This is a genomic window from Flavobacterium fluvii (assembly GCF_900129545.1).
Taxonomy (GTDB): Bacteria; Bacteroidota; Bacteroidia; order Flavobacteriales; family Flavobacteriaceae; genus Flavobacterium; species Flavobacterium fluvii.
This window is the reverse complement of the sequence record NZ_FQWB01000004.1, coordinates 236,056-249,259: the sequence shown is the minus strand read 5'-3', so window position 1 is coordinate 249,259 and position 13,204 is coordinate 236,056. Positions and strand designations below refer to the sequence as shown.

Sequence of the window (13,204 nt, the reverse complement as noted above, 5' to 3'; positions counted from 1 at the left end):
GTTTTTTGCTGTTGAGAATTATTTTTAATCAGTTTTGATCATTTCTATTTCTAGCGTTACCCCGCCACCTTCACTTTTACATAGGATTGTATTTCCGGTAATTTTTATTATTTCTACTTTTAATTTCTGACCAATTGCTTTGGCGTATTTTGGTTCACTTACTTTTGTATATGTGAGTTCATATTCGCAATCCGATTTCCAACTTATGGAACCTTCCATTTTAACTCCAGTTGTAGTGTCTGTTTCAATTTGAATTGAATTATATCTTGTAACTTTATATTTTTTATACTCTTGTTTAGAGTATTTGAAATTGCCAGTCTTAAAATCAGAACATTTTTTTTCTTGTGCAAATGTTGAAAGGTTTATCAATAAAATAAGCCCGACAATAAATTTAATGTTAGTTTTTAGAATCATATATTTTCTATTTATTGTTTTTTTATTAAAAGCTTCTGCTAGCGCGAGCGTCCCGCTCGTGTCCATTCCAATTTATTTATCAGTCTTTGTTTTAATTGCTTTTGTTTGTGGGCACGAGCGGGACGCTAGCGCTAGCGAGGGAAGAAGAGTTTTATATGTTTTTAAACCAATCGGATTTTATTTTTACTTCTTCTACCATTTCAACATCAACTCCAAGGTTGAGCATTTTTAATCTTTCTGAAAATTCATTTCCATCAATCAAGTCGATTGGAATTGCTCCATCTCTTACCGCTTCTTTTTTCGCTTCACGTGTAAAACTTCCTGTCGTTAATATTAGTCCTTTATCAGCTCTTCCGCTCATTGCTCCGCGAAAATCACGAATGGTTGAAGAAGATACGGAACCCTGATATCTTTTGGCTTGGAATACAACGTGAAATGATAAAACACTTCCAATTTTAAATATTCCTTTCCCATCAATTCCACCGTCATTTGTTCGACCAGTAACTTCAACATTTATAAAACCTAATTCCCTTAATAATCTTTGACAAAGTCGTTCGAATTGGTCAGGTTTTATTTCACGTAATATTTTTATCAGTTTATCTTGCCAACCAAACTCTTCTATTTCTTCAGTAGTAATTTCTACTTGAGGTTCGTCAACTTCTTTTTTAGGTTTTTTATTTCTTTCTTCTTTATCTATTTTAACTACTGTTCTTTTTACCTTTTCTTTGTCAACTTCTTCTGTTTTCTGTCCTTTTTCTGTAAGCGCCCAAATCCCACGTGAAGAGTTGTCAAGTATACCATATCTTTTTAAGTAATTTCGAGCCCATGCAAGGCGATAAGCAATTTTTGTCGTGCTTTCACGATGAATTTCATTTATTTCATCTTCGCTCAACTTCAACATTTGAGCAACTTCTTCCTCAATTTCGCTTATAGAACCTGAACCTCCTAATTTCTTGAGTGCTTTGATGAGCGGATTAAATAGGTCGTCGTATTTATATTTAAAATGTTTATCCATTTTTATTGTTTGTTCAGTTTGTTTTGAGTTTTATACTAGTTTGACAATCTCTACACAATCCTACCTGATTGAGTAAGCTTAGTCTAAGGCAGGTCTTTCAAAGATATAAAAAATAGACTACAAACCATTCAAACTAATTTTCTAATTTAAAACCAACTATTCGGCTATTTCCAAAAAAAGTATATCTTTAGCCAACCAAAAAAACAAAACCAAAATAATATGCAAGACCACAGTCAAGACCATTTTAAAAGAGAACTCGGATTACTGGACGGAACAATGCTCGTGGTGGGCTCGATGATAGGTTCGGGGATATTTATTGTAAGCTCGGACATCGCCAGACAGGTGGGTTCAGCAGGATGGCTGACCTTGATTTGGCTTGTTTCTGGATTAATCACGATGATTGCCGCCGTGAGTTATGGCGAGTTGAGCGCAATGTTTCCCAAAGCGGGCGGACAATACGTGTACCTCAAGGAAGCTTACAACAAGCTGATTGCTTTTCTCTACGGTTGGAGTTTCTTTGCGGTGATTCAAACGGGAACTATTGCCGCGGTGGGTGTGGGGTTTTCGAAATTTTCGGCTTATATCATTCCCTCTTTGAGCAATGAAAATATTTTGTATGAAATAGGTTCTTTCCAATTGAATGCAGCCCAAATTGTTTCCATAATTACCATTGTTCTGTTGACTTACGTCAATAGTCGTGGGGTGAAAAACAGTAAAATAATGCAAACAATCTTGACAATTATCAAAATTCTGTCTTTGTTTGGTTTGATTGTTTTCGGTTTCCTCTTGGCTGCCAAAGCAGAAATTTGGAATGCCAACTGGGCCGATGCTTGGAGTCCTCGTTCCTTTGATGTGGACGGCGGCTCTTGGATGCCAATTGGCGGAACGGCTTTGATTGCCGGTGTGTCTGCAGCGATGGTGGGTTCGTTATTTTCAAGTGATGCTTGGGTTGGCGTGACTTTTATTGCCGGCGAAATCAAGAATCCAAAGCGTAATGTGGGATTGAGTTTGTTTTTGGGAACTTTCATCGTGACCATCATTTATATTCTTGCCAATTTGATGTATTTGGCCGTGATGCCGCTTCAAGAAATAGCCACAGTTCCTTCGGACAGGGTTGCGGTAGCCGCTTCGCAACATACTTTTGGCGATATGGGGACGATTATTATTGCCGTAATGATCATGATTTCGACTTTTGCCTGCAACAATGGTTTGATTATGGCGGGAGCCAGAGTATATTACACTATGGCAAAAGATGGTTTGTTTCTTAAAAAAGCGGCAACTTTGAACGATGCCAGTGTTCCGGCTTGGGCTTTATGGGTACAATGTATCTGGGCTTCGGTTTTGTGTTTGACAGGAAAATATGGGGATTTGTTGGATTATGTGGTCATCATTGTATTGATATTTTACATTTTGACCATCTACGGAATATTTATTCTGCGCAAGAAAATGCCGGATGCAGAAAGACCATATAAAGCTTTTGGTTACCCTTTCTTGCCGTTTTTGTACATCATTATTGCTTCGGCGGTATCCATATCTTTATTGCTGACTAAATTCTCGACTTGCGGTTGGGGCGTCTTGATTATGCTGACGGGAATTCCGGTGTACTATTTGACGAAACCGAAAGAGTAGTGGTCAGTATTCAGTTTTTAGTGTTCAGTTTGTAACTCATAAAATCTGCGTAAATCTGCGTGCCAATTATTTACTAAAACGAAAGAATAGTGTTGCTTAAGTAATTAAAAAACAGGCCACAGATAACACGGATGAAACGGATTTCCGCCGATAGAATTTAAATCCGTGATAATCCGCACCATCTGTGTCATCAGTGTGCCAAAAACAATAAAAAAATCCGTCTCGTTATAAAACTTGACGGATTTCTGTTTATATAGGAATCAAGTCTTGAAACTTAATTCTTGATGCTAATGAAATTACGCATAAACAAGATCTTCCAAAGCGGTTTCTACATCTTCAAAAGGCAAGTTCCAAGCATCGGCAACACCTTTATAGACAATCTTGCCATTGGCAACATTGAGTCCTTTTTTCAATTCTTCATTCTCGGCGCAAGCTTTTTTCCATCCTTTGTTGGCCAATTGCAAAGCATAAGGCAAAGTGGCATTGGTCAACGCCAATGTGGAAGTATAAGGAACGGCACCCGGCATATTTGCCACGCAATAGTGAACAATGTCGTCGATGATGAAAGTTGGATTTTCGTGTGTTGTTGGGGAACAAGTTTCGATGCAACCTCCTTGGTCAACGGCAACGTCAACTACCACGGTTCCGGGAGCCATTAGTTTTAACATGTTGCGAGTGATTAAATGTGGCGCTTTGGCACCAGGAATCAAAACTGCTCCAATAACCAAATCGGCTTGGGCAATGGCTTCGCGAATGTTGTAATGGTTTGACATAAGAGTCGTCACATTGGCTGGCATCACGTCAGACAAATAACGCAAACGTGGTAAACTCACGTCCATTATGGTTACTTGGGCACCAAATCCAGCGGCCATTTTTGCAGCTTGAGTTCCAACGATTCCGCCACCTAAAACGACTACTTTTGCTGGCGCAACTCCGGGAACTCCTCCAAGAAGAATTCCTTTTCCTTTCATCGGTTTTTCCAGATATTTGGCTCCTTCCTGAATAGACATTCTTCCTGCCACTTCGGACATTGGTACCAATAATGGCAAACTACGATCTGGTTTTTCAACCGTTTCATAAGCCAAGCAAACTGCTTCGCGTTCCATCATCGCATAAGTCAATGGCTCGGAAGAAGCAAAGTGGAAATAGGTAAATAGTAATTGGTCTTTTTTGATAAGCGGGTATTCTGAGGCAATGGGTTCTTTTACCTTGATAATCATTTCGGCAATGTCATAAACGGCTTCAATGGTCGGCAATAGTTCGGCTCCAGCTTCGGCATAGTCTTTGTCGCTAAAACCGCTGTTCTCTCCTGCGCTTTTTTGCACATATACACGATGTCCGTGTTTTTTGAATTCGGCTACTCCGGCTGGGGTTAGCGCCACACGATTTTCGTTGTTTTTGATTTCTTTCGGGATTCCAATGATCATAATAGTCTGGTTTAGTGATTGTATTGAAAATATATACAAATTTACAATAGAAAGAAAATATTAGGTTGAATGGGTTTGAATTAAGAAAATAACAGTTTTATTTGGTATTTTTACATAAAATATTTCTGAATCGATAGCTTTTTGTCTTTCCAAAACGAAAAAATATCTGATTTCAAATGTTTTAAATATAACAAATTAAATGTTTATTGTTATGATTTTAGACGAAACCGACAAAAAAATCCTGCGTCTCCTTCAAGTGGATGCGCATCTGACGCTGAAGGACATAGCCAATAAAATCAATCTTTCGCTTACGCCGGTTCACGATCGCGTGAAGCGTTTGGAAAAGGAGGGTATTATCGAGAAATATGTTTCGATTTTGAACAAGAAGAAATTAGGCAATAACCTGATGGTGTATTGTCAAGTGACGTTGGTCAAACAAACCTACGATGTTTCGGCAGGATTCAATCAATCCATCATGAACATGCCGGAAGTGGTCGAATGTAATTTTATTTCGGGAAGTTTCGATTATATGCTCAAAATCATCTTGCCCGATATGGAAAGCTATCACAATTTTCATCAAAAAAAGTTGTCGATTTTACCCGAGGTTTCCCTGATTAACAGTTTTTTTATTATTTCGGAAGTAAAGAGCACGACTGTTTTGCCTATTTAAAAAGTTAGCCGCAGATTCCGCTAGATTAATTAAAAAAAATCTGCGAATCTGCGGCCTGTTTTTTTAACCTAGTTGAGGGTTTCTAAATTATGATTCGAATGATTTCTCCTCGTTTATTGATCATTTCCATTTGAACGCTTTGGTTTTCGGCTTTTTTGTTCAAAAGTTTGGAAGCTGATTCGATGTCTTTAATTTTGACATTGTCGATGCTCAGGATAATGTTTCCTTTGAGGTCTTCTTCGTATTGTTTCAAGTTTTCATTGGTAATGGATTTGATTCTTGCACCACCATCCAGATGGAACCTTTTTTTGTCAGCAGCATCAATATTTTCTAATTCCAAACCTTTGAATTCCATGTTGAAAAACTCGTTTTTGCTTAGAGTGACTGGAACCACTTTGTTTTTCCCTTCCCTGATGTAGGTCACTTGCACTTTGTCGTTTGGTCTTTTGGTGTTGATGTAACCCGAAAGATCGGCATAGGTTGAGATATTTTGGTTGTCCAATTTGATGATGATGTCTCCTTTTTGCATTCCGGCTTTTTCGGCACCCGAATTTTTCTGTACTTCATCTATGTAGAAACCTTGAGTATCTTTAACTCCCAATTTTTTTGAAACTTCTCCATTCAATTCGCCTCCTTTAACACCAAGAACGCCTCTTTGCACGTTTCCAAATTCAATTAAATCATCGATAATTTTTTTGGCATTGTTGGATGGAATTGCAAAGGAATAACCGGCATAACTGCCTGTTGGAGACGAAATCATCGTGTTGATTCCGATCAATTCGCCACGGGTATTGACCAAGGCACCACCACTGTTTCCGGGGTTTACGGCGGCATCGGTTTGGATGAACGACTGGATTCCGCTGGTGTCCAGATTTCTGGCTTTGGCCGAAATAATTCCCGCCGTCACGGTCGAGGTCAAGTTGTAGGGATTTCCAACGGCCAAAACCCATTCGCCAATTTTTACCGAATCAGAATTGGCAAAGGTGGTGTAAGGCAGTTTCTCGTCGGCATTTATTTTTAATAAGGCAATATCCATTTTCGAATCGGTTCCGATGAGTTTTGCGGGATACGATTTCTTGTTGTTGAGCGTGATTTCTATTTCCGAGGCATCTTTTATCACGTGGTTGTTGGTCACGATATAACCGTCTTCCGAAATGATTACGCCGGAACCTGTCCCCACTTGTTCTTGCTGTTGACCTCCTCTAAAACCATAAAAATATTCTAAAATAGGATTAGAAACGGTTGTTCGGGAAACATTTTTTACGTGAACCACGGTGTGAATGGTTTTGTCGGCAGCTTCGGTAAAATCAACGGTTTCTGCCGATAAGCCCACTGTTCGACCATACGAATCGGGAGCTAAAGTGGTTATGGATTTGTTTTTTGAAAAATAGCCATTGTCGTCAAATAACAATTTGTAAGAACCTAAAGTTACGGCTCCACTTAACAATGACACTAAAAATAGGCTTGAAAATCGTTTCATGGTTTTATAGTTATTTAAAGAATTTACTACGTAAAATTATAAAATTTGAAATTTCAAAAAAACAGTTTAACGCTCGGTTAACAATCTTTAACGTATCATTAATATTTTGCGTTTTCTTGCCACGAAGAAGCAAAGGCGCAAAGAAAAAAGTCAAATAAGATATATGATGGTTTATTTCTATGAATTAGTGAATTAATAGTTTTTTTTAAAATTAAAACTTTGTGCCTTCGTGTCTTTGCGGTGGAAATTAACCTAATATTTTGAAATCTATTTGTACTTTTGTAACTCTTAATACATAAATAATGCAATTAGAATTCTATAAATATCAGGGAACAGGAAACGATTTTGTAATGATTGACAATCGCTCCGGGTTTTTTCCAAAGGAAAATGTACAACTTGTTGCCCGTTTGTGCGACAGACGTTTCGGAATAGGTGCCGATGGACTTATTCTGTTGGAAAACGACACCGAGACCGATTTCAAAATGGTCTATTACAATTCCGACGGAAACACCAGTTCTATGTGTGGTAATGGTGGTCGCTGTTTAGTGGCTTTCGCCAAAGATTTGAACGTGATTGCCGATAAAACAACGTTTATTGCTACCGATGGTTTGCATCACGCTACCGTTGCCAATGATGGAATCGTTTCTTTGCAGATGATTGATGTTGCCGATATAAAAAAAGAAAGCGATTATACTTTTATGAATACGGGTTCGCCACATCACGTGCAATTGGTGGAAGATTTGGAACATTATAACGTAAAAGAAAACGGAGCTGCTCTTCGTTATGGGCCTTTATATGGAAAAGAAGGAAGTAACATCAATTTTGTAAAAAAAGTCAATGAAGATACTTTCTCCCTTCGCACCTACGAAAGAGGGGTTGAGGATGAAACTTTGGCTTGCGGAACGGGAGCCACGGCGGTTGCCATTGCAATGAATGCCACGGGACAAACCAATGCTTCTTCCATTAATTTGAACGTGGAAGGCGGAAAATTAGCCGTTTCTTTTGATAAAATCAGTGATTTGTTTACCAATGTTTTCTTGATTGGTCCGGCAAAATTTGTGTTTAAAGGAGTGATTGAAATATAAACCGGAATGATAACTCTAAAAGGCGAAAACATCTACCTCCGTGCATTAGAACCCAATGATTTGGAGTTTGTTTATGCTATGGAAAATGACCAAAGTATTTGGGAAGTAAGCAATACCCAAACGCCTTACAGTCGGTTTTTGGTGAAGCAATACCTTGAAAACGCGCATCAGGATATATATGAAGCCAAACAACTGAGATTGGCGATTTGTCAGGATGAGGATTTTCCGGCACTTGGATTAATTGATTTGTTTGATTTTGACCCCAAGAATAATAGGGCAGGAATTGGCATCGTAATTCAGGGAATAGAAAACAGAAGGCAGAATATTGGTTCCGAAGCTTTGGAGTTGTTAATTCGATATGCTTTTTATCATTTGAACCTGCATCAATTATATGCAAATATTGGCACCGAAAATGTTGCGAGTATGGCTCTTTTTTCTAAATTTGGATTTCAAAAAATAGGCACGAAGAAAGATTGGAATTTAGTCAATGGAGAGTATAAAGACGAGGCTGTTTTTCAATTAATTAATCATCAACTTTAAAATTTTCAGTTTTGAATTTAAAAAAGAACATCACAATAGCATCTGTCGTATTAATATCAGGATTACTGATTTATGGAGGGATACTTGCCAATCAAATTTTTTCTAAAAACACCAAGTTTTCACAAAACGAAGTTTATGTTTTTGTGCCAACAGGTTCTACTTATGAAGATGTCAAAAAAATATTGGAACCTTTTGTTGAGAATATGAATCGTTTTGAAATGGTGGCCAATAAAAGAAGCTATCCAGAAAATGTAAAACCAGGGCGTTTTTTATTCACCAAAGGAATGAACAGTTATGAATTGGTGAAAGCGATGCGAAGCAATGTTCCCGTGAAGCTGGCTTTTAACAATCAGGAACGTTTGGAGAACTTTGCCCAGCGAGTGAGTTCTCAAATAGAGCCAGATAGTTTGACTTTGATGAATATTTTCAAAGATTCTGTTTTTCTGAAAGAAAATGGTTTTACCGACGAGAATGTATTCGTAATGTTTATTCCTAATACACATGAAGTGTATTGGAATATTACTGCCGAGAAATTCCGTGATAAAATGATCAAGGAATACCATAATTTCTGGAGCAAGGAACGAATGGCTAAAGCTGAAAAACAAGGTTTAACACCAGTTGAAGCAACGATTTTGGCCTCGATAGTGCACAAAGAATCGGTTAAAAAAGACGAAAGACCAAGAATTGCAGGGGTTTATTTAAACAGATTGAGACTTGGAATGCCGCTTCAAGCTGATCCAACCGTGATTTTTGCCATAAAAAAGAAAGACAATGATTTTGACCAAGTAATCAAGAGGGTTTTTTATAATGACTTGTTTTTGAATTCGCCTTACAATACTTATAAAGTGATTGGTCTTCCTCCAGGACCTATTGCAATGCCGGATATCACCGCTTTGGATGCTGTTCTGAATCCAGAAAAACACGACTTTATTTATTTCTGCGCCAGTGTGGATCGTTTTGGCTATCACGAATTTGCCGCTACTTTACCAGAGCACAACGTGAATGCCAAGAAATATTCAGATTGGATCAACAGTCAGGGAGTAGCAAGATAATTTTGGAGTATAAAAGGCTATACTGTTTTTTATTTTTTCTAGTGTTCCAAAGTGTTTTGGCGCAAAACTCATTCGATAATTTCTTCAAACCATCCGATTCCCTAAACAAGAAAAGACAGAACTCTGTGTTTGTTACTGAAGCAGTATTGGCGTCCGGAGCTTTGATTGGACTGAACCAGCTTTGGTATGCCGATTATCCCAAATCCGATTTTCATTTTATAAATGATAATTCCGAGTGGATGCAGATGGACAAATTGGGACATCTTTATTCTTCGTATCAAATTGGACGATTTGGTGCGGAAACCCTGAATTGGAGTGGAGTCAACAAGAAAAATCAATTGATTTATGGCGCCAGTTTAGGATTCGTATTTCTAACGGCTGTTGAGGTTATGGACGGTTTTTCTGCCGAATGGGGAGCATCGATGGGAGATGTTGTTGCCAATGCTGCAGGAACGGCTTTGTACGTTTCGCAAGAGTTGATTTGGAAAGAGCAACGTATTGTTCCGAAATTCTCTTATCACAAAACAAAATATTCCGATTATAGACCCGATTTGTTGGGAAGTACAACCCAGGAACAAATTCTGAAAGATTACAACGGACAGACGTATTGGTTTTCGGCTAATTTGCATTCTTTTGCCAAAAAATCAAAAATTCCGAAGTGGTTGAATCTTGCTTTGGGTTATGGAGCCGAAGGAATGATTGGCGAAAATGAGGGCATAAACCCGCTTATTTTTCTTTCAAAACCGTTAAAATTTAGACAATTTTACCTTAGTTTGGATTTAGATTTGACAAAAATAAACTCAAAATCCCACTTTTTGAAGACCATTTTTTCGGTTTTAAATACGGTCAAAATCCCCGCACCGACCCTTGAATACTCGCCTCAGCAAGGATTCAAATTTTATGCCTTGTATTTTTAAATATCCATAACTAACTGATTGTCAGGATTTGTATTTTTTATTGTATATTTGCACCGCAGAAATTTCAAGACGGGACAGCGTTTTGAAGAAAAACAATTTATGATAAACAAGTGGTCTTTTTATACAAGTTTGACTATTATTATTTCCTTTTTAAGCTCGGGTTTTAAACCTTCAGATTTAGATACCGACGAATGGTTTCTTGTGAATGACTCCGATGCGACTCACTACTTATTTCCCTCCCAAAAACAAAACGATTATACTGATTCAAGTGTTCCTTATACGGGAAAATTCTTTATTGGTTACAAAGAAGCCATTGCTTTCAAAGAATCACAAGGAAAATACAAAAAAGTAAATTCTCTGGGGTATTTGGGTAAATACCAGTTTGGTAAGGAAACCTTGAAAACAGTTGGAATTCACGACAGCAGGCAGTTTTTGAACAGCCCAAGAATGCAGGAAAAAGCTTTTGTGGCTCTTCTGTCCAAAAATAAATCGGAATTGAAAAACATTATCGAAAAATACGAAGGAAAAATTGTTGCAGGTATTCAAATTACTGAATCTGGAATATTGGCTGCGGCACATCTTGGTGGAGTAGGTTCGGTGAAAAAGTTTTTTAGATATAAAGGAAGCCGTTATTTTAAAGATGCTTACGGTACTTCAATACGATCTTATATGAGAGATTTTGGGGGTTATGAAACTTCTGGAATCGTGGCTGATAGTAATGCAACAGTGATGATGTAGTTTGTTTGGAACAAATTATTTTTGCATTATAAAATAAAAACAAAATAATTGATTAAAGACAAAACCTTTTGACTTGGATGTTTTTCCAAATCAAAAGGTTTTTGTTTTTTAAGAATTCTCTCAAAATTTTAATGCAATACAAATTATTTCTGTAAATTTATCGATATTAACTATAGGGTGAATGGCTGTAATTCTTTTTGAATCTGCACTTTAAAGCATTATGTCGTTTCATTGTGCATGATTTCAAATGAAATTATCAGTTAAAATTCTTGCTATCAAAATATCAAAAATGAAATCATTTTATTTCGTTGTTTGTTTTGGCTTAGGCACTTTTTTAGTGCAAGCACAGCAGAAAGTTTCTTTTAAAGACTCTCTGGATAATAAGTTGGATTTGAGTGATTGGGTAATTACGGCCAAAGGATTTATACCGATACCTGTAGTGATTACTGAACCGGCCCTTGGCGGTATTGGTGGATTGGTGGCTGCCGCTTTTATTCAACCCAACACTCCTTATTTGGATTCTATTGATGGCAAACTGGTAAAAACTCGTGTAAAGCCGCATATTTATGGAGGAGCTGGAGGTTATACGGCCAACGGCACTTGGCTTGTTGGAGGCTTTACGATGGGAGCTATAAAAAAGTGGAGGGCAAATTATCGCGTGGTTGGTGGATTAGCCAATGTTAATCTTGATTTTTACAGAAATTTTCCAAACCTTGGCGAACGTTCTTTCGAGTTCAATATGAAAACGATACCTTTTAGTGCTCATCTTGTCAAGCAAATCAATAGAAGTTCATGGTACGCAGGATTGGATTACCTTTTCCTGAAAACAGAGCTCAAAAATACAAACGTTGATTTCAATACTCCAAAAGAAGTAAATAGTGTCATAAGCCGATTGGGTTTACTGGTGGATTATGATAAGCGGGACAATGTTTTTACACCCAATAAAGGTTTTTGGCTGAATAGTTTGGTTGGTGCTTCTGAAGATTTTTTAGGCAGTGATTATAATTATGTTTTGATTAATACAGCTGGATTTGGATATATTCCTGTATCAAAGAATATTACTTCTTCATTCAGGCTCGAATACCAGCAGATTTTTGGAGATGCGCCATTTTATATGTTGCCTTACATCAATATGAGGGGAATACCCGTGATGCGTTATCAAGGAGATGTGATAGCTCTCGCAGAAACTGAGTGGAGATGGGATTTTACCAGTCGATATAGTTTGGTCGCTTTTGGAGGTGTTGCCAACGCTTTTTCAAAGCAAAGCGAGTTTGAGGATTCTTCTTGGAAAGCTTCTGGAGGAATGGGGGCAAGGTATTTAATCGCAAGAAAACTTAAATTGCGAATGGGAATCGATGTGGCTCGTGGCCCAGAAGAATGGGCGTATTACATTGTTTTTGGCACAAGTTGGAATCGTTAATTATGTCGTGTTTACATAAAAAAAAAGGCTCTCAAAATCAATTTTGGAGAGCCTTTGTGATAAGAATTCTGTTGGTCTTACATTTTGTGGATGATGAAAATAGTGGGGCGATTGTGTAAATCAACTTTTACTTTTTTCCAATCTGCCGCTCTCATCGTTTTGATGAATTCTGTTGGCAAGGTGATATCAGTTGCAACACAAATATAAGTCGATGGATTTAAGGCTTGAATGATGTCCTCCAGCATTTTGTTGTTTCTATATGGAGTTTCAATAAATATTTGGGATTGATTTTTGTCTTGCGACAATTTTTCCAAATTTTTCAAGGCTGTTTTTTTTTCGGCTTTATCAATGGGAATGTAACCATTGAACGCGAAACTTTGGCCATTCATTCCAGACGCCATAATCGCCAATAAAATAGAAGATGGGCCAACAAGTGGCACCACTTGAATTCCTTTTTCGTGAGCCAATTTTACAATCACGGCTCCAGGGTCGGCAACTCCAGGGCAACCGGCTTCGCTCATCAAACCCACATTTTTTCCTTCTAAGCAAGGTTGCAGCATTTTGGAGTGTTCTGAAACTTCGGTGTGTTTGTTCAGGGAACTCAATCTTAATGTAGCTTGAACTTTTTGCGGTTGAATGTTTTTTATGAATTTACGAGCCGTTTTTTCGTTTTCCACAATGTAATCGTCAATGAAATCAATGCTTCTTTTTATGGTTTGGGGCAAAACATCGTTGGGGTCGCCTTCTTCTCCTAAAGTGGTTGGAATCAAATAGAGTTTTCCTAAAGAAAGGTTTGGTTTCATTGGTCTTGATTTTA

The 13,204-nt window shown here is 37.7% G+C and carries 13 protein-coding genes; 8 read left to right on the top strand and 5 right to left on the bottom strand.

Features of this window, described 5'->3' with window-relative positions; translation table 11 throughout:
• Positions 1-24 precede the first annotated feature (24 nt).
• Together BUC16_RS10835 and BUC16_RS10830 are read right to left on the bottom strand one after the other, a co-directional pair.
• Entirely contained in the window at positions 25-414 is a 390-nt protein-coding gene (locus BUC16_RS10835) for a hypothetical protein (protein ID WP_141226138.1), read from the bottom strand.
• A 151-nt stretch (positions 415-565) separates the two neighbouring features.
• Positions 566-1,429, bottom strand: coding sequence for a restriction endonuclease (locus BUC16_RS10830; protein ID WP_073370527.1), 864 nt, complete (start codon positions 1,427-1,429; stop codon positions 566-568).
• A 219-nt stretch (positions 1,430-1,648) separates the two neighbouring features.
• On the opposite strand from BUC16_RS10830, the gene BUC16_RS10825 reads away from it, so the two are divergent.
• Positions 1,649-3,058 carry an APC family permease gene (locus BUC16_RS10825; protein ID WP_073370526.1) on the top strand — a complete coding sequence of 470 codons (1,410 nt, stop codon included), beginning with the start codon at positions 1,649-1,651 and terminating at the stop codon, positions 3,056-3,058.
• A gap of 296 nt (positions 3,059-3,354) precedes the next feature.
• Here the strand turns inward: BUC16_RS10825 and ald are convergent, their stop codons facing one another.
• Positions 3,355-4,485, bottom strand: a complete 1,131-nt coding sequence (gene ald, locus BUC16_RS10820) for an alanine dehydrogenase (protein ID WP_073370524.1) — start codon at positions 4,483-4,485, stop codon at positions 3,355-3,357.
• 211 nt (positions 4,486-4,696) lie between these two features.
• On the opposite strand from ald, the gene BUC16_RS10815 reads away from it, so the two are divergent.
• Entirely contained in the window at positions 4,697-5,155 is a 459-nt protein-coding gene (locus BUC16_RS10815) for an Lrp/AsnC family transcriptional regulator (RefSeq protein ID WP_073370771.1), read from the top strand.
• An 82-nt stretch (positions 5,156-5,237) separates the two neighbouring features.
• On the opposite strand, the gene BUC16_RS10810 is transcribed toward BUC16_RS10815, so the two are convergent.
• Positions 5,238-6,635 (bottom strand): Do family serine endopeptidase, encoded by a 1,398-nt coding sequence (locus tag BUC16_RS10810; protein WP_073370523.1) that lies wholly within the window; start codon positions 6,633-6,635, stop codon positions 5,238-5,240.
• A gap of 302 nt (positions 6,636-6,937) precedes the next feature.
• Here BUC16_RS10810 and dapF point away from each other — a divergent pair, with 302 nt between their 5' ends.
• The 6 genes from dapF to BUC16_RS10780 all read left to right on the top strand — a co-directional run bounded on the left by dapF (position 6,938) and on the right by BUC16_RS10780 (position 12,387).
• A complete protein-coding gene (dapF, locus tag BUC16_RS10805) occupies positions 6,938-7,720 on the top strand; it encodes a diaminopimelate epimerase (protein WP_073370521.1) in 783 nt (260 codons plus the stop codon).
• A gap of 6 nt (positions 7,721-7,726) precedes the next feature.
• Positions 7,727-8,260 carry a GNAT family N-acetyltransferase gene (locus BUC16_RS10800; RefSeq protein WP_073370519.1) on the top strand — a complete coding sequence of 178 codons (534 nt, stop codon included), beginning with the start codon at positions 7,727-7,729 and terminating at the stop codon, positions 8,258-8,260.
• 11 nt (positions 8,261-8,271) lie between these two features.
• On the top strand, positions 8,272-9,312 hold the full coding sequence (mltG, locus tag BUC16_RS10795) for an endolytic transglycosylase MltG (RefSeq protein ID WP_073370518.1): 1,041 nt from the start codon (positions 8,272-8,274) through the stop codon (positions 9,310-9,312).
• Positions 9,313-9,353: 41 nt separating this feature from the next.
• A complete protein-coding gene (locus tag BUC16_RS10790; protein WP_244534358.1) occupies positions 9,354-10,229 on the top strand; it encodes a DUF2279 domain-containing protein in 876 nt (291 codons plus the stop codon).
• Positions 10,230-10,328: 99 nt separating this feature from the next.
• Positions 10,329-10,967 (top strand): peptidoglycan-binding protein LysM, encoded by a 639-nt coding sequence (locus tag BUC16_RS10785; protein ID WP_073370769.1) that lies wholly within the window; start codon positions 10,329-10,331, stop codon positions 10,965-10,967.
• Between the two features lie 289 nt (positions 10,968-11,256).
• Positions 11,257-12,387 (top strand): BamA/TamA family outer membrane protein, encoded by a 1,131-nt coding sequence (locus BUC16_RS10780; RefSeq protein WP_084546175.1) that lies wholly within the window; start codon positions 11,257-11,259, stop codon positions 12,385-12,387.
• A 77-nt stretch (positions 12,388-12,464) separates the two neighbouring features.
• Here the strand turns inward: BUC16_RS10780 and BUC16_RS10775 are convergent, their stop codons facing one another.
• The gene (locus BUC16_RS10775) at positions 12,465-13,190 is read right to left on the bottom strand and encodes an SAM-dependent methyltransferase (protein WP_073370513.1); all 726 of its coding nucleotides are present in this window, start codon (positions 13,188-13,190) and stop codon (positions 12,465-12,467) included.
• Positions 13,191-13,204: the final 14 nt, after the last annotated feature.

Bases quoted from the DNA above. Each gene is read 5' to 3' on its own strand.
- dapF (WP_073370521.1), top strand. From the start codon at position 6,938: ATGCAATTAGAATTCTATAAATATCAGGGAACAGGAAACGATTTTGTA.
- BUC16_RS10780 (WP_084546175.1), top strand. From the start codon at position 11,257: ATGAAATCATTTTATTTCGTTGTTTGTTTTGGCTTAGGCACTTTTTTA.
- BUC16_RS10825 (WP_073370526.1), top strand. From the start codon at position 1,649: ATGCAAGACCACAGTCAAGACCATTTTAAAAGAGAACTCGGATTACTG.
- BUC16_RS10835 (WP_141226138.1), bottom strand. From the start codon at position 414: ATGATTCTAAAAACTAACATTAAATTTATTGTCGGGCTTATTTTATTG.
- BUC16_RS10785 (WP_073370769.1), top strand. From the start codon at position 10,329: ATGATAAACAAGTGGTCTTTTTATACAAGTTTGACTATTATTATTTCC.
- BUC16_RS10830 (WP_073370527.1), bottom strand. From the start codon at position 1,429: ATGGATAAACATTTTAAATATAAATACGACGACCTATTTAATCCGCTC.
- ald (WP_073370524.1), bottom strand. From the start codon at position 4,485: ATGATCATTGGAATCCCGAAAGAAATCAAAAACAACGAAAATCGTGTG.
- BUC16_RS10775 (WP_073370513.1), bottom strand. From the start codon at position 13,190: ATGAAACCAAACCTTTCTTTAGGAAAACTCTATTTGATTCCAACCACT.
- BUC16_RS10815 (WP_073370771.1), top strand. From the start codon at position 4,697: ATGATTTTAGACGAAACCGACAAAAAAATCCTGCGTCTCCTTCAAGTG.
- BUC16_RS10800 (WP_073370519.1), top strand. From the start codon at position 7,727: ATGATAACTCTAAAAGGCGAAAACATCTACCTCCGTGCATTAGAACCC.
- BUC16_RS10810 (WP_073370523.1), bottom strand. From the start codon at position 6,635: ATGAAACGATTTTCAAGCCTATTTTTAGTGTCATTGTTAAGTGGAGCC.